Raw genomic sequence first — 18,558 nt, forward strand, 5'->3', positions numbered from 1 at the left:
CACCGCGCCGCGGTCGGCCGCATCGCGCGCATTGAGCGCCACCAGCCGCGCATCATTGACCCAGCAGTCGGAATATTCGAACGCCCGCGTATAGAGCGACTTCAGCGGCCTGGCCGCCGCATCGCGCGTCATGTCGAGCGTGCGCGTCGCGGGCAGCTTCCTGCGCCCGCCAATGTGATCGTAGAGGAACAGACCCAGCCGCAGCAGCCAGGCCGGGCGCAGCCCCGCATGGTGCGGCAGCACGAAGCGCAGCGGCCAGATGATGTGCGGCGCCGCCGCCCACAGCACCTCGCGCTCCATCAGCGCCTCGCGCACCAGGCGGAACTCGTAATATTCCAGATAGCGCAGCCCGCCATGGATCAGCTTGGTGGAGGCCGACGAGGTGCCGCTGGCCAGGTCGTTCATCTCGGCCAGACACACGCTGTAGCCGCGCCCCACCGCATCGCGGGCAATGCCGCAGCCATTGATGCCGCCGCCAATCACGAAAATGTCGTAGATCCCGTCCTGTGCCACCGCTCATCTCCCTGTTCGCAACCGTCCTGCCCGCCAGCACCAGCCAATATAGCATCACTGCGAAACAAATACGAAACCAAAAGAAAATATAACGCGCATCAACTCCCCCGGCAAGCCGGGATTCAACGGGATGTTTCGACCAACCGCACATCCGCGTCCGCACAAATCGTGCGGATGATCTCGCTGTCGCAGCGGTCGGTGATGAATGTATTGACCTGCGAGAGATGGCCGATGCGCACCGGAGCCGTCCGCTCGAACTTGGTGGAATCGGACACCAGGATCACGTGCCGGGCATTGGCCATGATGGCCTGCGCCACCTTGACCTCGCGGAAATCGAAGTCGAGCAACGCGCCGTCATGGTCGATTGCCGACGTGCCGATGACGGCGAAATCCACCTTGAACTGACGGATGAAGTCCACGGCGGCCTCGCCGACAATACCGCCATCGGAACCGCGCACCACCCCGCCGGCAATGACCACCTCAATGTCGGGGTAAACCCGCAAATTGTTGGCGACATTGATATTATTTGTGATCACCATCAGACCTTTCCGGCCCAGCAATGCCTGACCGACCGCTTCCGTGGTCGTGCCGATATTGACGAAGAGCGAGGCATTGTCGGGAATGAGTGCGGCGGCGGCCTGACCGATCGCCTCCTTTTCGGTTGCAGCGATCAAACGCCGTGCTTCATATTCCAGGTTCTGGATACCCGACGGAAACAGCGCTCCGCCGTGGATCCGGTTCAGCAGCCGCTGATCGCACAGATCGTTCAAATCCTTGCGGATGGTCTGTGGCGTCACGCTGAAATGCGCAGCGAGATCATCCACAAGCACGCGGCCATGAAGTTTGGCCATTTCGAGAATTTCAGCGTGCCGGGGCGGCAGGAACATGAGGTATACTTTCGTTTTCGTTTTTCTGAATACTATACGAAAATGAAAATGAGCGCATGTCAATTAGCAATAAAGCGAAGTTGGCAGGCGAATGTGATTTCCAACGGACCAAACCATGCGGCCATCGTCGCGGTTTGAAGATACCCAAAGCGATTTTTGTTTATTCGGCGTCTGTCTCGGACTTACGGTCTGAGGCGGGCTTTATCTGCGCGATCCGCGCCCGCATATCGTTCCGGGTTGCGGATGGCCAAGTGTGAGCCAACGCACCGATCCGGCCGCCGGCAAACGGCGGCCGGATTTTGCCCCTGTTCTATCGGGTTGCGCGCAGTGTCAGCTGCGTTGCGCCTGCAGCGACATTCAGTCCCTGGGTGGCTTCCGCGCTGAATGGCTGCAGGCCGAAGTTCTTCGATGTGCCGCCAACCAGTGCGTTTGCACCGAGACCGAGGCCGACCGAGGCACCCGCGGTCACGCCGACATAATTGCCGGCAAGGGCGCCATCGCCCGCCCGGTTTCCGGCGGCAGTATAAACAACCCACTGCAGATAGGATTTCCTGGTCACCCCGATATCGACGCCAAGTTTGCCGATGCGTCCGGCATATCGTTCAACGGAACCATTGGTCCGCATGAACTTGCATTGAACAGCCTTGCTCGACCCGATCAGCATGCCAACGCCGCCGTCGACGGCGCAGGACAGCGTGCCGAGACGGGTCTTGGGGCCGTTCGCCGCATGGGCCTGATGTTTGGCCTTCTGATGAAGGGGAGCGGCACCTGCGCCCGAAGCCAGAGCCATGGAAACAGCGGCAGCCATTACGATCATTGTTTTCATCATCTATCCTTATTCCGTTGCGGCCCGGCGGTTTGAATGCGCCGTCGAAACCTGAAAACAAACGTGTGCGGGCCGGTTTGGTTCCGGAAACAGGCTATTGCCGCCTGCAACCGGCCTTGGCGTAACTGGCACAGCGGCAGGAAGCGCGAAAACCGGCATTGAAATTTCCGTGCAATCTGCAAGGTTTGCGCAACGGAAATGCCCGGGGAGGACATGGATTTGGCTATCACGTTCCGTATTGATCCTTTTCCGTCCAATGACGAGATGAACGCGCTTTGGGAATGGGCCTGGGATGACTTCGTCTGGAAGGATTTCTCCGTCATTCTTGCCCGCAGCCTTGCCCATGTGGGGGCCTATGACGGGCAGCGGCTGATCGGCTTCGTCAACGTGGCATGGGACGGCGGTGTTCATGCTTTTCTTCTGGATACCTGCGTGCATCCCAAATTCCGCCGGCAGGGCATAGCCACACAATTGGTCAAGGAGGCTGAAAACCTCGCGCGCGATCGCGGAGCTTTCTGGCTGCACGTGGATTTTGAAGCCCGGCTGACCGGGTTCTACCGGGGCTGCGGATTCAGGATGACAGGAGCCGGACTGATCAAGCTGCAACCTTGATCCGGCGCATCGATGTTTTACCGGACAGGAGGGTTGAGGCCCTGAAGCAGCGTGCGCTCACTCGCCAAACCGCGAAAGCCGGAATGGCGACAATCGTTCCTCCGGCCTGTCCGATAAAATTTCCCGGCTCAGCAGCAGGCCGACAGCAGGCGCAAGCGTCACGCCGGAATGCATGACAGCGATGGAAAGGCCATCGAGATGTCCGGCCGGCCCGACAATCGGGAACCCGTCGGCAGGGGTCGGCCGGTAGCCGATGGTGAAAAAATCCAGTGCCAGGGTATCCACATCGTCGAGGTTTGCTTTCAGGCGGGCGAACAGCGCATCCGCGGTTGTCTGCTGATCCTCACCGGGATCGCTGCCACCAAAATCCGCACCCGCAATGATCCGCCCTTCCGCCGTCTGGCGCATGTGCAGATCAGGGGTGATCACGATGCCGTTGAGCCGTTTCTCCATCGGCTTTGAATGAACGATCAGACCCGGCGGCGTCTCCATGGGAAGGGTCACCCCCGCAGTCTGCGCCAGGGTAACGGCCCCTGCGCCCGCCGCGAGCACCACGTGATCGGCCTTCACTGCGCCGAACGACGTAACGACGCCGGCAATGCGCCCGCCCTCCTGGACGAGCCGTGTAACGTTTGCACCAACCAGCAGCCGCGCGCCGCGCGCCTGCGCCCCGGCCAGCATGCGCTGCGCCGCGGCAACGGGCTCAACGGCGCCCTCTTCGGCAATATGCACGGCCACATCCGGCAGTCGCGCCAGATAAGGCTCGCGCGCGGCCACGGCTTGCCGGTCGATGCGCCTCACTCCATAGCCCCAGTGCCCATGCTGCGTGACGTAGGCCTCAAGTTCATCCGGCGATAAATCCCAGCTGATGCCGCCGCACCAGTTCACCCCGATGCCGGGCAGCTCATCGTGCAGGCGCTGCCAGCCTTCCATGGCATAGCGGCGGAAGCGGAAATAGAACTCGGGATTGCCCCAGCTGGCATTGATCCATGCAAAGGACGCAGGCGTGGCAACCCCGCCGCTTTGTTCGGCAACCACCGTGACAGCCGCGCCCTGCCGCGCCAGATGCCAGGCAATCGACGCACCGATAATTCCGGCACCGACCACGATCACATGTTTCTGTTTCGCCATGATTCATTCCTCTTGGAAAGGCCGGGACTCTCTGCGCAGGGGAATGACAGCATCATTTCCGGGCGAATGCCACCGCAAAGGCCGCAAATTTGTGATGGCGCACATCCGGTGATAGAAAGGTCCGCATGATGAAGGGCCAGTTCAGGATAATGCGCTGTACAACCGCGGGGGTGGATGCCGTCGCGGCGGCCACGCGGCACAGCTTTTCCCGGCACACACACGAACAGTACGGCATAGGCGTCATTCACCAGGGCGCGCAAAAATCCCTGAGCGGCCGGGGAATGGTGGAGGCCGGCCCCGGCGACATCATCACCGTCAATCCCGGCGAAGTGCATGATGGTGCGCCCATCGGCGATGCAGGCCGCTCGTGGAAAATGCTCTATTTCGATCCGTCCCTCATTGGCGCGGTGACCGCAGATCTGCAAGAGCACGGCGAAAGACGCGACGAATTTCCCCGGCCCGTTATCCAGGACGTGCGGCTGGCGCACCAGTTCGAGCGGCTCTTCACCGCCATGACGACCACCGGCATTCCCTCGACCATCCGGCAGGAAGAATCGCTGCTGATTCTGCTTGCCGGCGTGTTTGATGAACCGGGCAATCCGCAGCGGCTTCCGACAATACCCCGAGCCATTCGCCGTGCCCGCGACCTGATCGATGATCAGCCGGCACGCGCGGTGACATTGGAGGACCTTTCACGGGAAAGCGGTTTGAGCCGCTTTCAGGTTGTCCGTGCCTTCGCCCGCGCCACCGGCATGACACCGCATGCCTATCTGGTGCAGCGGCGCATCGACCTCGCCCGCCGGATGATCGCCGGGGGATCATCGCTGGCGGAAGCTGCCATTGCCAGCGGCTTTGCCGACCAGAGCCACATGACGCGCACCTTCATCCGCAAATACGGCCTGTCGCCCGGCGCCTATGCCGACGCCATGAACTGAAGCCTTTCCTGCAATTTCGTTCAAGACGAACCCCGCCCGATCCGCTGTTGTGCGCCTTCCCGGGATGAAAAGGATTGCGCATGTCCAAGCAGGTTCAAGGTTATGTTTTTCTCGCACTCGCCATGGTGCTCGTCGGCAGCACCATCATTGCCAGCAAGGTGATTGCAGCGGGCTTGCCGCCCTTTACGGCAACAGCCCTGCGCTTTGCCGTCGCCTTCCCGATATTCCTGTTGCTGATGCGACTGACACGAACCAAGTGGCCGCGGCTTGACCGCTCTGCCTGGATCCTTCTCGTCCTGCAGGCGGGTGCCGGCAGCGTCGGTTACACGACCCTGCTGATATCCGGCCTCACACTGACCTCGGCAACGGATGCCGGCGTCATCATAGGGACGCTGCCGGTGGTTGCCGCAGCCATCGCCATTCTCGTCCTCGGCGAACGGCCGCACCGCTTTACCCTGGTCGCCATTCTGCTGGCGACAGCGGGCGTTGTCAGCATCGCCTTCCGCCCCGGCGAAAGCGGCACACACTCCCTGCCGGGCAATGCGCTGATCTTTGCGGCTGTCATCTGCGAGGGCCTGTTCATTCTGATCAACAAGCGCCTGAGGACGCCCATTCCGCCGCTTGCCCTTTCAACGCTGATGACAGGCCTTGGACTGGCGGTGGCCATCGTGCCTGCCCTGTTCGAAATGCCGTGGACGGGCGGCATGAGCATTGGATCATTCTGGGCTGTCATCTACTACGCCATCGTTCCGACGGTTGGCGGCTTCCTCTTGTGGTATGCCGGTGCCGCGCGGGTCAGTGGCGCCGAAGCCTCGCTCTTTACCGCCGTTGCGCCCGTCTCGGCGGTGGTATTCGCCGTCATCTTCCTCGGGGAAACCGTCAGCCGGAACCAGATCATCGGCATCGCCTGCGTGCTCCTGGCCGTTGGCGGCCTCGGGCTGCAATCCCTGAAACCGGTCAAATCCGCCTGAGCGCGGCGGCGAGTTCGGACAGGACCGCCGTCATGCGGTTGCTCCTTCTATGATGTCATAGCCGGTGTTGATGATGGTCTTTTCAGCCGGGCGTTCGCGGCTTTCCAGGAGTTTTTCGGCGGCGGTCTTGCCGATCAGGAATCGCTTGGAAAGAATCGTCGACAGCGGCAACGGCAAGGCCTGCCCGATATCGAGGCCGTTGAACCCGAAAATGCCCAGCTGTTCCTTCGGCGTAATCCCCGCATGCATGCAATGGAAGATGCCGCCCATGGCCATGTCGTCATTGGGGAAGACGACCACATCAAGCCCCGGCGCTTTCCGGAGGATCGCCTCGAGCAGATGGCGTCCAGCCATGGTGGAGCTGCCCCCCTGCACGCGCTCTTCGGCAACCAGCAGCAGACCGGCCTCTTTCAACGCGGCCCGCAAGCCATCATAGCGGGCGCGGGCGCGATCATCGCTGGCAATGCTGTGACCGGCATAACCGAAGCGGCGGTAGCCACGCTGCACCAGATGTTTGCCGGTGTCATAGCCGGCTTGCCAATGCGACATGCCCACGGCGATATCAACCGGATCGCCATCGATGTCCATGAGTTCGGCGACGCGAAAACGCCCATGCTCCAGATGCCGCCGTGCGGTGGCCGTATGATGCAATCCGGCCAGAATCACCGCTGCAGGCTGCCATGCGAGAAAAGACAAGAGAATGCGTTCTTCGATCACCGGATCGTAGTCGGTGACGCCGATGACCGGCTGAAACGCTGTTTCCGTGAGAGCTGTGTGGATGCCGCGCAGCACATCCGGAAACACAATATTCGACAGGGAAGGCAGCAGCACGCTCATCAGTGTGGAACCCGAAGAAGCAAGACTGCCTGCCGCCCGATTGGGAATATAGCCAAGTTCGGCGATGGCGGCGAGGACCTTCGCCCGTGTCGCGTCGGCGATCGGCCCCTTGTTGCGGACCACGCGAGAGGCGGTGATATCGCTCACACCGGCAAGCCGCGCCACGTCAGCCAAAGTCGGCGTGTCGGCATTCCGGTGCGCGTTGCGTTTGCGTGGCATGGCATGATCCCGGTGGGATTGAGCAGAATAATGATAGCGCTACCATAAATCGCTTGATGAATGCTAGTGAGTGTGCATAACTTTGTGTTAGCGCTGTCATAAGACCCGTCAGGGCTGGCAGGATAAGACGTTCTGGGAGGATCGGTTCTTGAGTTCAGCGGCAGGTATTGCAGGGATTGGCCATGGCCCAACGGGGCTTGGCATGGCCTCTCCGCCACTGTGTCACTGCGAACCTCGCATCTTTTCCCTCGCGCATAGCGTTTGAACAAAACGGGCGGCCTGCCCGCATGACAAAGAGGTTGATTGCATATGCACGTACTGGTTATTGGCGCCGCCGGGATGGTGGGCCGCAAATTGCTGGACAGGATCGCGGCTGAAGAGGGTATCCTCGGCGGCGGCATCGACACGCTGACGCTGGTCGATGTGATCGAGCCGGTGGCGCCCCGCCCCCTCGCCGGTATTTCCACGACAAAAGCGGCCGACCTTTCCGATGCCGGTGTTGCGGAACGACTGATCGCCGGCCGCCCTGACCTGATCTTCCATCTCGCAGCCATTGTGTCGGGGGAAGCGGAAGCGGATTTCGAAAAAGGCTACAAGGTCAATCTCGACGGCACACGGTTCCTGTTTGAAGCGATCCGGCTGGAAAGCGCCAAGGCACCTTATCGTCCGCGTGTGGTCTTCGCCTCCTCCATCGCCGTGTTCGGCACGCCCTTTCCCGACAAGATCGGCGACGAATTCTTCACCACGCCGCTCACCAGCTATGGCACGCAGAAGGCGATCTCCGAGCTGCTGCTGTCCGACTACAGCCGCCGCGGCTTTTTCGACGGCATCGGCATTCGCCTGCCGACCATCTGCATTCGGCCCGGCAAGCCCAACAAGGCGGCTTCGGGGTTCTTCTCCAACATCCTGCGCGAGCCGCTGGCGGGGCAGGAAGCGATTCTGCCGGTGGACGAGAATGTCCGGCACTGGTTCGCCAGCCCGCGCTCGGCGGTCGGCTTTTTCGTGCACGCGGCAACACTCGACCTCGAAAAAGTCGGGCCGCGCCGCAACCTGTCCATGCCCGGCCTTTCCGCCCTCGTCGGCGAAGAGATTGCAGCCCTGAAACGCGTGGCGGGTGAAAAGGCGGTCAAGCTGATCCGACGCGAACCGGACGCGACCATCCAGAAAATCGTGGCCGGCTGGGCGACGGATTTCGACACGCGGCGCGCGGCCGCGCTCGGGTTCAAGGCGGAGACCGTCTTTGACGACATCATCAAGGCGCATATCGAAGACGAACTGGGCGGAACACTATGACCAATTATCAGGATTCAGGCAGAGGCAAGATTGCACTGGTGACCGGCGGCGGCACGGGTGTCGGCAAGGCGATTTCTGTGGCACTGCTCGGTGTCGGCTGGACCGTCGTCATCACCGGGCGGCGCAAGGACGTGCTCGATGAAGCAGCAAGGGCACTGGCCGCCGAGACCAAGGGAACGGTCAATCCCATTGTCTCCGATGTCAGCGATCCCAAATCCGTCGCCGCACTGTTCGAAGCCGTCGAGGCGGCCTATGGACGGCTGGACCTGCTGATCAACAATGCCGGGATCAATGTGCCGAATGTCGCCATGGAAGAGGTGACGTTCGAGCAGTGGAACGCCATTGTCGGCGCCAATCTGACCGGCGCATTCCTGTGCACGCAGCAGGCGCTGAAACTGATGAAGGCACAGACGCCGCGTGGCGGGCGCATCATCAACAATGGCTCGATTTCCGCAACGACGCCGCGGCCGAATTCAGCGCCCTATACAGCAACGAAACACGCCATCACGGGTCTGACCAAGTCGACCGCGCTGGATGGGCGGCCCTTCGACATTGCCTGCGGCCAGATCGATATCGGCAATGCCACCACCGAAATGACGTCGAAAATGGCGGGCGGCGTGCTGCAGGCCAACGGCGAGACGGCAAGCGAGCCAACCATACCGGCGCACTATATCGGCGATGCCGTTGTCTACATGGCCGGTTTGCCGCTGGAGGCCAATGTGCTGTCGCTGACGGTCATGGCGACGAAGATGCCGCTGGTCGGCCGGGGATAGTATTTTCGCGCGGTGTTTTGGGAGAAGCACCGTTGGGCACATTTCAGGGAGGAACAGGCATGGCATCAGTCGAATTCGCCAATGTCAGAAAATCATTCGGGACGCATCCGGTTATCAAGGGGGTTGATATCGAGATCGCCGATGGCGAGTTCGTCATTCTGGTCGGGCCGTCGGGCTGCGGCAAGTCCACGCTGCTGCGCATGCTGGCGGGGCTGGAGAATATTTCCGCCGGCGAGATCCGCATCGGCGGACAGGTGGTCAATGGTCTCGCGCCGAAGGAGCGCGACATCGCCATGGTGTTCCAGAACTATGCGCTCTATCCGCACATGACCGTTGCCGACAACATGGCCTTTTCGCTGACGCTGAAGGGTGCCGCCAAGGCCGAGATCGACAAGCGCGTCAAACCGGCAGCGGAAATTCTGGGCCTCTCCCACCTGCTCGACCGCTTTCCCCGGCAATTGTCCGGCGGCCAGCGCCAGCGCGTGGCCATGGGCCGCGCCATTGTCCGCGATCCGCAGGTGTTCCTGTTCGATGAGCCACTCTCCAATCTTGATGCCAAACTGCGCGTCGCCATGCGCGCGGAGATCAAGGAACTGCACCAGCGCCTGAAGACGACCACGGTCTATGTGACGCACGACCAGATCGAGGCCATGACCATGGCCGACAAGATCGTCGTCATGCATGACGGTATCGTCGAACAGATCGGGGCGCCGCTCGAACTCTATGACCAGCCGGCCAATCTGTTCGTCGCCAGCTTCATCGGCTCGCCCGCCATGAACATGATCAAGGGCAGGCTCGACCCGAATGATGCGCTGAAATTCGTGACGGAGAAGGGTGTTGTCCTGCCGGTGGCCAAAGCGCCGGAAAGCGCCAGAGGACGCGCCCTGATCTACGGCCTGCGGCCCGAGCACATGACGATTGCCGATGGCGGCATTCCGGCAAACGTCGTGGTGATCGAGCCCACCGGATCGGAAACCCAGATGATCATGCGCATCGGCGGCGACGACATTACCGGCGTGTTCCACCAGCGCATCAATGCCCGTCCGGGCGAGACGGTCGGCCTGTCGATCCACGCCGAGGCGACGTATCTCTTCGACGCGGAGAGCGGCAAGCGGCTCGTCTGAAAACCACCAAGCGGCACCTGCCAGTCGGGGAGCGTGTGCCGGTCATATAAGCCCCCGGAAAGCATGGGCCGGAAGCGGGAGACGTTCCGGACATGCTTGTGAAACCCCAAGGAGGAGCATCCATGACCATCAACAGACGACATCTTCTCGGCGCTTCTGCCGGACTTGTGGCCGCTGCCGGGTTGAACCGGCTGGGCCTTACTCCGGCCTTTGCCCAGGCCGCCCCCGCCTACAAGCCGGAAGCAGGTGCAAAACTGCGCCTGTTGCGCTGGGTGCCGTTCGTGCCGGCAGAAGAAGCCGCATGGCTTGCCAATACCAAGAAGTTCAGCGACGCCACCGGTGTTGAAGTGCGTATCGACAAGGAAAGCTGGGAAGACGTGCGCCCGAAGGCCGCCGTCGCCGCTAACGTCGGCTCGGGCCCGGACATGGTGATGAGCTGGTTCGACGACCCGCATCAATATCCCGACAAGCTGGTCGATGTCAGCGAGCTCGGCACCTATCTCGGCGGCGCCCATGGCGGCTGGTATCCGGGTCTCGAAGGCTATGCCAAACGGGACGGCAAATTCATCGCCCTGCCGCTCTGCGCCATCGGCAACGCCATCGTCTACCGCGACAGCCACATGAAGGCCGCCGGCTTCAGCGAATTCCCCAAGGACACGGCAGGCTTTCTTGAGCTCTGCAAGGCCATGCACGCCAAGGGCACGCCCGCAGGCTTCCCGCACGGCAAGGCCGTGGGCGACGGCAACAATTACGCGCACTGGCTGCTGTGGAGCCATGGCGGCAAGATGGTTGACGAAAGCGGCAAGGTTGTCATCAACAGCCCGGAAACGCTGGCCTCGGTGAAATATGCGCAGGAGCTGTACAAGACCTTCATTCCCGGCACGGAAAGTTGGCAGGACGTCAACAACAACCGCGCCTTCCTGGCCGGACAGATATCGCTGACCGCCAATGGCGTGTCTGTCTATTATGCGGCTAAGAAGGACCCGGCGATGGCAGCCATTGCCGACGACATGCGCTCGGTCAATCTGCCCATCGGCCCGGTCGGCCAGTCGGTCGAGCTGCACCAGGCGTCCACGGTCTCCATTTTCAAGCACACGAAATATCCGGAAGCCGCCAAGGCCTATCTGCAGTTCATGTATCAGGCAGACAATATGAACGCCTGGATCGAAGGCGCCAGTGCCTATTGCTGCCAGCCGCTGAAGGAATATGCCGCCAATCCCGTGTGGACATCCAACCCCATCCACGCGGCCTATGCCAAGGCATCGGGCAGCCTGCGGCCGAACGGCTATGCCGGACCGCTCGGAACGGCATCGGCCGGCGTGATGGCCGACTATGTGCTGGTCGACATGTATGCCACCGCCGTGACGGGACAGATGACGCCGGAAGACGCCATCGCCCAGGCGGAAAAACGCGCCAACCGTTACTACAACGTCTAGCCAAAGGGTGGAGACCGGCAGGATGACAAAGAGCGTGAATACAGGATGCTGTGAAGGGAGTGATGTTCTTCACCCCCCTCTGTCCTGCCGGACATCTCCCCCACAAGGGGGGAGATCACATCGGCATCTGCACTTTTGCTTACCTCGCAGTGGCTCAGAGCTGATTGAAACAGCGGTGAAGGTTGATCTCCCCCCTTGTGGGGGAGATGGGCGGCAGCCCAGAGGGGGGTATTCCTTATGACAGCAACAACAAAGCCACCTTCAGCGCTCGGCGCGCTGACCCGGAACAATACGTTCCTGGGTTTCATGTTCCTGTTGCCGGCGGCGGTGTTCCTGCTGTGCTTCCTGACCTATCCGCTCGGCCTTGGTGTCTGGCTTGGCTTCACCGATGCCAAGATCGGCAGGGATGGGGTTTTCATCGGTCTCGACAATTACATAGCGCTTGCCAACGATTCCGTGTTCTGGATGACGGTCTACAATACGGTTCTCTATACCTTTATCGCATCGGTCCTGAAGTTCGCGCTGGGCCTGTGGCTCGCGCTGATCCTCAATGAAAACCTGCCGTTCAAGTCATTCTTCCGCGCCATTATCCTGCTGCCATGGGTTGTCCCGACGGTGCTGTCGGCGCTGGCTTTCTGGTGGATTTACGATGCGCAGTTTTCGATCATTTCCTGGTCGCTGATCAAGCTCGGCCTGATCGATACGCCCATCAACTTCCTCGGTGACCCCAACAATGCGCGGGCATCGGTCATCGCTGCCAATGTCTGGCGCGGCATTCCCTTCGTTGCCATTTCGCTGCTCGCGGGCCTGCAGACCATTCCGCAATCGCTGCACGAGGCGGCCTCGCTCGATGGCGCGACCGGCTGGCAGCGGTTCCGCTTCATCACCCTGCCCATGCTTACCCCCATCATCGCCGTGGTGATGACCTTCTCGGTGCTCTTCACCTTCACCGATTTCCAGCTGATCTACGTGCTGACCAAGGGCGGGCCGGTCAATGCCACCCACCTCATGGCCACGCTTTCATTCCAGCGGGGCATCCCCGGCGGGCAGCTCGGCGAAGGCGCGGCGATTGCCGTCGCCATGATCCCGTTCCTGCTCGCCTCGATCCTGTTCTCATTCTTCGGCCTGCAGCGCCGGAAATGGCAGCAGGGCGGACAGGATTAAGGGGGAGAACGACCATGAGCATTTCCGAACAGACCGCCACGGCGCCACTCACCGACGACGCGCAGGGCATGAGCTATCTCAACCGGCTGCCGCGGCGCATCGTCGTGCTCTATCTGCCGCTGGCCGTTTTCATCATCGTGTTGCTGTTCCCGTTCTACTGGATGGCAATCACGGCGGTGAAACCCAACTCGCAGCTGACGGACTACAACAATTACAGCCCGTTCTGGGTGGTCGGGCCGACACTCGACCATATCAAATATCTCCTGTTCGAGACCTCCTACCCCGGCTGGCTGTGGAACACGCTCGTCGTCTCGGTCTGCGCGACCGTGCTGTCGCTTGCAGCTTCGGTCTTTGCCGCCTATGCCATCGAGCGCATCCGTTTCAAGGGCTCGCGTTCCGTCGGGCTCCTGATCTTCCTTGCCTATCTCGTGCCACCTTCCATCCTGTTCATCCCGCTGGCGGTGATCGTCTTCAAGTTCGGCATCTATGACAGCAAGCTGGCGCTGATCTTCACCTACCCCACTTTCCTCATTCCGTTCTGCACCTGGCTGCTCATGGGCTACTTCCGTTCGATCCCGTTCGAGCTGGAAGAAAGCGCGCTGGTGGACGGCGCATCGCGCTGGCAAATCCTCGTCAGGGTCATATTGCCGCTGGCGGTGCCAGGACTGATCTCTGCCGGCATTTTCGCCTTCACTTTGTCGTGGAATGAGTTCATCTATGCGCTGACCTTTATCCAATCCTCGGAGAACAAGACTGTCCCGGTCGGTGTCCTGACGGAGCTGGTGCGAGGGGATGTTTTCGAGTGGGGTTCGCTGATGGCAGGGGCGCTGTTTGGCTCGCTGCCCGTCGTCATCCTCTACTCATTCTTTGTCGATTATTACGTGTCCTCGATGACCGGTGCGGTCAAAGAGTAATTGGGGCGTGCCCCCATCCAGGAGTTGCTTTCATGACCACCAACAAAACCCCGAAAAAGCTTCGCTCGCAGGAATGGTTCGACAATCCTGACAACCCGGGGATGACGGCGCTCTATCTCGAGCGTTATCTCAACTACGGCCTGACACGGGCGGAATTGCAGTCGGGCAAGCCGATCATCGGCATCGCCCAGACCGGCTCGGACCTTTCACCCTGCAACCGCCATCACATCGAATTGGCCAAGCGGGTGCGCGACGGCATCATCGCGGCGGGCGGTATCCCGTTCGAGTTTCCGGTTCATCCCATTCAGGAAACCGGCAAGCGTCCCGGCGCGGCGCTCGACCGCAACCTTGCCTATCTCGGGCTGGTGGAAGTCCTCTTCGGTTATCCGCTTGACGGCGTCGTGCTGACCATCGGCTGCGACAAGACCACACCAGCCATGCTGATGGGCGCCGCCACGGTGAACATTCCCGCCATCGCCCTCTCCGTCGGGCCCATGCTGAACGGCTGGCACCGCGGCGAGCGCACCGGCTCCGGCACCATCGTCTGGAAATCGCGCGAAAAGCTGACTTCAGGTGAAATCAACTACGACGAGTTCATGGATATTGTGGCGTCGTCGGCACCGTCCGTCGGCTACTGCAACACCATGGGTACTGCGACCACGATGAATTCGCTGGCCGAAGCACTCGGCATGGAACTGCCCGGCGGCGCTGCCATCCCGGCACCGTACCGTGAACGCGGCCAGATCGCCTATGATACCGGCAAGCGCATTGTCGATATGGTGCGCGAGGACCTGAAGCCTTCCGATATCATGACGCGCGAAGCCTTTGAGAATGCGATCGTCATCAACTCGGCCATCGGCGGTTCGACCAATGCGCCGATCCATCTGAACGCGATTGCCCGCCATCTCGATATCGCGCTCGACAATGATGACTGGCAGACCATCGGTCATGACGTGCCGCTGCTGGTCAACCTGCAGCCTGCAGGGGAATATCTTGGCGAGGATTACCACCGCGCAGGCGGCGTGCCTGCCGTCGTGGCGGAACTGCTCAAGGCGAAGCGACTGCCGCACCCATCGGCACTGACGGTCAACGGCAAGAGCATCGGCACCAATTGCGAGGGCGTGGAAAATCTCAACACCGACGTCATTCGTCCCTACGAGACACCACTGAAGAAGAAGGCCGGATTCATCAATCTCAAGGGCAACCTCTTCGACAGCGCCATCATGAAAACCAGCGTGATTTCCGACGAATTCCGCGAGCGCTATCTTTCCGATCCGGACGATCCGGAAGCGTTCGAAGGCATCGCGGAAGTGTTCGAAGGTCCGGAAGATTACCATGCGCGGATCGACGATCCGAAACTTGGCCTCGACGAGAACAGCATTCTGATCATGCGTGGTACCGGCCCCATCGGCTATCCCGGCGCGGCCGAAGTGGTCAACATGCAGCCCCCGGGCTATCTGCTGAAGAAAGGCATCCACGCGTTGCCATGCCTCGGCGACGGCCGGCAGTCCGGTACGTCAGGTTCGCCGTCCATCCTCAATGCTTCGCCCGAGGCGGCGGTCAATGGCGGCTTGGCACTGGTGCGCTCCGGCGACCACCTGCGCATTGACCTGCGCAAAGGCACCGCCAACATCCTCATCGATGACGAGGAACTGCAAAAGCGCCGGGACGACCTTTTGGCAGCGGGCGGCTACAAATATCCGGCCAGCCAGACGCCATGGCAGGAAATCCAGCGCGGCATGGTCGATCAACTGGCGCAGGGCATGGTTCTGAAACCGGCGGTCGATTTCCAGCGCATTGCCCAGACCAAGGGATTGCCGCGCGACAATCACTGAGGCCAACCGTTCGGGAGGGAACATGGCGAACACCATCAGGCGCTATGAGGGGCGGCATGCGGTCATTACCGGCGGTGCTTCCGGCATAGGCTACAGGACGGCGGAGCGGATCGTGTCGGAGGGCGGCACGGTCAGCCTCTGGGACGTCGATGCAGCACGGATCGAGGAAGCAAAAGCCAGGCTCGGTGAGGGCGCGCACGGGCTGGCGCTCGATGTTTCCGACCCGGCGCAGGTGGAAAAGGCGGCGCAGGACACCGCCGCCAGCACCGGCAGGATCGATATCCTCATCTGTTCGGCCGGGATCACCGGGCCGAACGCCAAGGTGGCGGATTATCCGATCGATCAGTGGAAACGGGTGTTCGATATCAACCTCAACGGCCTGTTCTACTGCAACCGCTTCGTCGTGCCGTTCATGCAGAAGAACGGCTATGGCCGCATCGTCAATGTTGCGTCCATTGCCGGCAAGGAAGGCAATCCGAACGCCTCGGCCTATAGCGCGTCGAAGGCGGCGGTGATCGGCCTGACGAAATCGCTCGGCAAGGAGCTGGTGCATGACGGCATCACCGTCAATGCCATTACGCCAGCCACCGTCGATACGCCGATCCTGCAGCAGCTCAAACCCGAATTCATCGACTACATGCTGTCGAAAATACCCATGCAGCGGTTTGGTACCGTCGATGAACTGGCATCCCTGATCAGCTGGATCGCCAGCGAGGAATGCTCGTTCACGACGGGTGCCGTTTTCGACATTTCCGGTGGCCGCGCCACCTATTGATCCCCTCCCAATCAGAAAGGTTACTCCATGAAACTCGTGCGTTACGGTCCTGCCGGTCAGGAAAAGCCCGGGCTTGTCGACAAGGATGGCAAGGTTCGCGATCTCTCGGCTCATGTCGGGGATATCGCCGGTGAAGCGATCTCACCCGCAGGGCTGAAGAAGCTTGCAGCCATTGATCCAGCCTCGCTGCCCGAGGTCGCCGTCGACCGTTACGGTCCCTGCGTCGCGGGAACCGGCAAGTTCATCTGCATCGGCCTCAACTATTCCGACCATGCGGCGGAAACCGGCGCAACCGTGCCGCCGGAGCCGATCATCTTCATGAAGGCGACCTCGGCCATTGTCGGCCCGAATGACGATGTGGAAATTCCGCGCGGCTCGCTGAAGACAGACTGGGAAGTCGAGCTCGGCGTGGTCATCGGCAAGCACGCCAAATATGTCAGCGAAAACGAGGCGCTCGACCATGTGGCGGGTTATTGCCTGATCAACGACGTGTCGGAGCGGGCCTTCCAGGCCGAACGCCAGGGGCAGTGGACCAAGGGCAAAAGCTGCGACACATTTGGTCCCACCGGCCCGTGGCTGGTGACGAAAGATGAAGTGGCTGATCCGCAAAAGCTGAAAATGTGGCTGGAGGTCAATGGCCACCGCTATCAGAACGGCTCGACCGAAACGATGGTCTACGGGGTCAAGTATCTCGTTTCCTACCTGTCGCAGTTCATGAGCCTGCATCCCGGCGACATCATCTCGACCGGCACGCCGCCCGGTGTCGGCCTTGGCCAGAAACCCAATATCTTCCTGAAGGCCGGAGATGTCATGACACTGGGCATCGAGGGGTTGGGCGAGCAGAAGCAGACCGTGGTTCAGGGCTGACAAGGAGCCGGTTTTCCTTACTATGAGAATCACCGCGCCGGATGACGGCGCGGTTTCATGGGCGTTGCGCAGCGTCCGAACGGTACTGGGAGGTCCATTCATGAGCATCGCAACGTCATCTGCCCATCCGCCGCAAAAGGCGCCGGCGGGCGCCAGCAAGGTCCGCTACATCATTCTTGCCATGTGCTTTCTTGGCATAACGATGAATTACCTCGACCGGGCCAATCTGAGCGTGGCACTGCCCTATATCGATGCCGAACTCAATCTTCAGCTGACCAATGCGGAAAAGGGTCTGATCTTCGGCGCCTTCTTCTGGGCCTATGACGGGATGATGCTCATTGCCGGCTGGTTCACCGACAAGGTCGGTTCACGCCGGTCATTCACCATCGCGGCGGTCTGGTGGTCGATCTTTACGGCGCTGACACCGCTGGCCACCAGTTTCTGGGGTTTTTTCGCCGTGCGCTTTGCCCTGGGCGCCGGTGAGGCCCCGGCCTATCCCAGCGCAACCAAGGCAGCCTCCCGCTGGTTCCCCAAGAGCGAGCGGGCCTTCGCCACGGCAGTGATCGATTCCGGTTCACGTGTCGGCACGGTGCTTGCCTTGCCTATCGTTACGGGAATTATCGCCCTGACCACCTGGCACTATTCCTTTGCCATCCTCGGCGCACTCGGCCTTGTCTGGGCCTTCTTCTGGTATGTGATGTATCGCGATCCGGCAGAACACACCGGCGCCAATGATCTCGAGCGTCAGTACATCACCGACAATGGCGGGCGCACCGATGCAACCGACGATGCGGAAGCGGTCAAGATTCGCTGGATCGACCTTTTCCGCTACCGCACCATCTGGGGCATGATGATCGGATTTTTCTGCCTGAACTTCGTCATCTATTTCTTCCTCACCTGGTTTCCGGACTATCTGAAGAATGCCCGTGGCCTCAACCTGGCGGAGCTCGGTACATTCGGCATGATTCCGGGCCTGACCGCGGTGGTCGCCGCATGGAGCGCAGGCGCCTGGGCGGACCGGGCGATCCGCGGCGGTGCCGACGTCACGGCCATTCGCAAGCTCATCATGGTCGGAGGCCTGCTGGGCGGCGCGGCCATTCTCCCGGCGGCACTGGTCTCATCGCTTTACATGGCACTCATCTTCCTGGCGATTTCCTACAGCAGCCTCGCCGTAGCCGCCACGGCCATCTGGTCCCTGCCCGCCGATGTGGCGCCCAGTTCCCATCACGTCGCATCCATCGGCGGTATCCAGAATTTTGCCTCGAACATTGCCGGCATTATCAGCCCGTTCCTGTTCGGCGCACTGCTTGACCGTTTCCACGGCAACTATACGCCCTCCTTCGCCATGGCAGCCCTCATGGCGCTTGTCGGCGCTTTCACCTATGCCTTTGTGGTCGGCCGCGCAGAACCGTTGCCCGTGCTTCCGCCAAGAACCTGAGACGGAGA

The 18,558-nt window shown here is 61.1% G+C and carries 18 protein-coding genes; 13 read left to right on the forward strand and 5 right to left on the reverse strand.

Annotated elements, in window-relative coordinates; genetic code table 11:
* From ACP7B1_RS00005 to ACP7B1_RS00015, 3 genes are all read right to left on the reverse strand, one after another.
* A partial coding sequence (locus tag ACP7B1_RS00005) for an FAD-dependent oxidoreductase (protein WP_426136172.1) occupies positions 1 to 513 on the reverse strand: 513 nt, incomplete at its 3' end.
* Between the two features lie 122 nt (positions 514 to 635).
* Complete coding sequence (locus ACP7B1_RS00010) at positions 636 to 1,400, reverse strand: DeoR/GlpR family DNA-binding transcription regulator (protein WP_223614114.1); 765 nt, start codon at positions 1,398 to 1,400, stop codon at positions 636 to 638.
* Positions 1,401 to 1,710: 310 nt separating this feature from the next.
* Entirely contained in the window at positions 1,711 to 2,226 is a 516-nt protein-coding gene (locus ACP7B1_RS00015) for a DUF992 domain-containing protein (RefSeq protein ID WP_346305284.1), read from the reverse strand.
* 213 nt (positions 2,227 to 2,439) lie between these two features.
* Here ACP7B1_RS00015 and ACP7B1_RS00020 point away from each other — a divergent pair, with 213 nt between their 5' ends.
* Positions 2,440 to 2,838, forward strand: coding sequence for a GNAT family N-acetyltransferase (locus tag ACP7B1_RS00020; protein ID WP_223614112.1), 399 nt, complete (start codon positions 2,440 to 2,442; stop codon positions 2,836 to 2,838).
* Positions 2,839 to 2,895: 57 nt separating this feature from the next.
* Here ACP7B1_RS00020 and ACP7B1_RS00025 read toward each other — a convergent pair whose 3' ends face one another.
* Entirely contained in the window at positions 2,896 to 3,969 is a 1,074-nt protein-coding gene (locus tag ACP7B1_RS00025) for an FAD-binding oxidoreductase (RefSeq protein ID WP_346305283.1), read from the reverse strand.
* Between the two features lie 125 nt (positions 3,970 to 4,094).
* Between ACP7B1_RS00025 and ACP7B1_RS00030 the strand changes: the two genes are divergently transcribed.
* Together ACP7B1_RS00030 and ACP7B1_RS00035 are read left to right on the forward strand one after the other, a co-directional pair.
* Positions 4,095 to 4,904: an AraC family transcriptional regulator gene (locus ACP7B1_RS00030; RefSeq protein WP_346305282.1), complete on the forward strand. Its 810-nt coding sequence runs from the start codon at positions 4,095 to 4,097 to the stop codon at positions 4,902 to 4,904.
* A gap of 80 nt (positions 4,905 to 4,984) precedes the next feature.
* Complete coding sequence (locus ACP7B1_RS00035) at positions 4,985 to 5,875, forward strand: DMT family transporter (RefSeq protein ID WP_346305281.1); 891 nt, start codon at positions 4,985 to 4,987, stop codon at positions 5,873 to 5,875.
* A gap of 30 nt (positions 5,876 to 5,905) precedes the next feature.
* On the opposite strand, the gene ACP7B1_RS00040 is transcribed toward ACP7B1_RS00035, so the two are convergent.
* Entirely contained in the window at positions 5,906 to 6,931 is a 1,026-nt protein-coding gene (locus ACP7B1_RS00040) for a LacI family DNA-binding transcriptional regulator (protein WP_346305280.1), read from the reverse strand.
* Between the two features lie 309 nt (positions 6,932 to 7,240).
* Between ACP7B1_RS00040 and denD the strand changes: the two genes are divergently transcribed.
* From denD to ACP7B1_RS00090, 10 genes are all read left to right on the forward strand, one after another.
* Positions 7,241 to 8,224 carry a D-erythronate dehydrogenase gene (denD, locus tag ACP7B1_RS00045; protein WP_346305279.1) on the forward strand — a complete coding sequence of 328 codons (984 nt, stop codon included), beginning with the start codon at positions 7,241 to 7,243 and terminating at the stop codon, positions 8,222 to 8,224.
* Positions 8,221 to 8,997, forward strand: a complete 777-nt coding sequence (locus ACP7B1_RS00050) for an SDR family oxidoreductase (protein ID WP_346305278.1) — start codon at positions 8,221 to 8,223, stop codon at positions 8,995 to 8,997. The genes denD and ACP7B1_RS00050 overlap by 4 nt, the downstream gene beginning before the upstream one ends.
* A 59-nt stretch (positions 8,998 to 9,056) precedes the next feature.
* Positions 9,057 to 10,121 carry an ABC transporter ATP-binding protein gene (locus ACP7B1_RS00055; RefSeq protein ID WP_403179379.1) on the forward strand — a complete coding sequence of 355 codons (1,065 nt, stop codon included), beginning with the start codon at positions 9,057 to 9,059 and terminating at the stop codon, positions 10,119 to 10,121.
* A 122-nt stretch (positions 10,122 to 10,243) separates the two neighbouring features.
* Positions 10,244 to 11,557, forward strand: coding sequence for an ABC transporter substrate-binding protein (locus tag ACP7B1_RS00060; RefSeq protein ID WP_223614104.1), 1,314 nt, complete (start codon positions 10,244 to 10,246; stop codon positions 11,555 to 11,557).
* A gap of 237 nt (positions 11,558 to 11,794) precedes the next feature.
* Positions 11,795 to 12,721: a carbohydrate ABC transporter permease gene (locus tag ACP7B1_RS00065; RefSeq protein WP_223614103.1), complete on the forward strand. Its 927-nt coding sequence runs from the start codon at positions 11,795 to 11,797 to the stop codon at positions 12,719 to 12,721.
* Positions 12,722 to 12,735: 14 nt separating this feature from the next.
* Entirely contained in the window at positions 12,736 to 13,635 is a 900-nt protein-coding gene (locus tag ACP7B1_RS00070; protein WP_223614102.1) for a carbohydrate ABC transporter permease, read from the forward strand.
* 32 nt (positions 13,636 to 13,667) lie between these two features.
* The gene (locus ACP7B1_RS00075; protein ID WP_346305276.1) at positions 13,668 to 15,470 is read left to right on the forward strand and encodes an IlvD/Edd family dehydratase; all 1,803 of its coding nucleotides are present in this window, start codon (positions 13,668 to 13,670) and stop codon (positions 15,468 to 15,470) included.
* 22 nt (positions 15,471 to 15,492) lie between these two features.
* The gene (locus ACP7B1_RS00080) at positions 15,493 to 16,245 is read left to right on the forward strand and encodes an SDR family NAD(P)-dependent oxidoreductase (RefSeq protein WP_346305275.1); all 753 of its coding nucleotides are present in this window, start codon (positions 15,493 to 15,495) and stop codon (positions 16,243 to 16,245) included.
* A 27-nt stretch (positions 16,246 to 16,272) separates the two neighbouring features.
* Positions 16,273 to 17,112 (forward strand): fumarylacetoacetate hydrolase family protein, encoded by an 840-nt coding sequence (locus tag ACP7B1_RS00085; protein WP_346305274.1) that lies wholly within the window; start codon positions 16,273 to 16,275, stop codon positions 17,110 to 17,112.
* Positions 17,113 to 17,212: 100 nt separating this feature from the next.
* Positions 17,213 to 18,550 carry an MFS transporter gene (locus ACP7B1_RS00090; RefSeq protein WP_346305273.1) on the forward strand — a complete coding sequence of 446 codons (1,338 nt, stop codon included), beginning with the start codon at positions 17,213 to 17,215 and terminating at the stop codon, positions 18,548 to 18,550.
* Positions 18,551 to 18,558: the final 8 nt, after the last annotated feature.

Origin of the sequence: Phyllobacterium sp. SL163 (genome assembly GCF_049896885.1) — a bacterium.
GTDB classification, from domain to species: Bacteria; Pseudomonadota; Alphaproteobacteria; order Rhizobiales; family Rhizobiaceae; genus Phyllobacterium; species Phyllobacterium calauticae.

Coding starts and splice junctions, on each gene's coding strand:
- denD (WP_346305279.1), top strand. CDS start 7,241: ATGCACGTACTGGTTATTGGCGCCGCCGGGATGGTGGGCCGCAAATTG.
- ACP7B1_RS00015 (WP_346305284.1), bottom strand. CDS start 2,226: ATGAAAACAATGATCGTAATGGCTGCCGCTGTTTCCATGGCTCTGGCT.
- ACP7B1_RS00080 (WP_346305275.1), top strand. CDS start 15,493: ATGGCGAACACCATCAGGCGCTATGAGGGGCGGCATGCGGTCATTACC.
- ACP7B1_RS00090 (WP_346305273.1), top strand. CDS start 17,213: ATGAGCATCGCAACGTCATCTGCCCATCCGCCGCAAAAGGCGCCGGCG.
- ACP7B1_RS00060 (WP_223614104.1), top strand. CDS start 10,244: ATGACCATCAACAGACGACATCTTCTCGGCGCTTCTGCCGGACTTGTG.
- ACP7B1_RS00025 (WP_346305283.1), bottom strand. CDS start 3,969: ATGGCGAAACAGAAACATGTGATCGTGGTCGGTGCCGGAATTATCGGT.
- ACP7B1_RS00040 (WP_346305280.1), bottom strand. CDS start 6,931: ATGCCACGCAAACGCAACGCGCACCGGAATGCCGACACGCCGACTTTG.
- ACP7B1_RS00035 (WP_346305281.1), top strand. CDS start 4,985: ATGTCCAAGCAGGTTCAAGGTTATGTTTTTCTCGCACTCGCCATGGTG.
- ACP7B1_RS00050 (WP_346305278.1), top strand. CDS start 8,221: ATGACCAATTATCAGGATTCAGGCAGAGGCAAGATTGCACTGGTGACC.
- ACP7B1_RS00070 (WP_223614102.1), top strand. CDS start 12,736: ATGAGCATTTCCGAACAGACCGCCACGGCGCCACTCACCGACGACGCG.
- ACP7B1_RS00010 (WP_223614114.1), bottom strand. CDS start 1,400: ATGTTCCTGCCGCCCCGGCACGCTGAAATTCTCGAAATGGCCAAACTT.
- ACP7B1_RS00030 (WP_346305282.1), top strand. CDS start 4,095: ATGATGAAGGGCCAGTTCAGGATAATGCGCTGTACAACCGCGGGGGTG.
- ACP7B1_RS00065 (WP_223614103.1), top strand. CDS start 11,795: ATGACAGCAACAACAAAGCCACCTTCAGCGCTCGGCGCGCTGACCCGG.
- ACP7B1_RS00085 (WP_346305274.1), top strand. CDS start 16,273: ATGAAACTCGTGCGTTACGGTCCTGCCGGTCAGGAAAAGCCCGGGCTT.
- ACP7B1_RS00075 (WP_346305276.1), top strand. CDS start 13,668: ATGACCACCAACAAAACCCCGAAAAAGCTTCGCTCGCAGGAATGGTTC.
- ACP7B1_RS00055 (WP_403179379.1), top strand. CDS start 9,057: ATGGCATCAGTCGAATTCGCCAATGTCAGAAAATCATTCGGGACGCAT.
- ACP7B1_RS00020 (WP_223614112.1), top strand. CDS start 2,440: ATGGATTTGGCTATCACGTTCCGTATTGATCCTTTTCCGTCCAATGAC.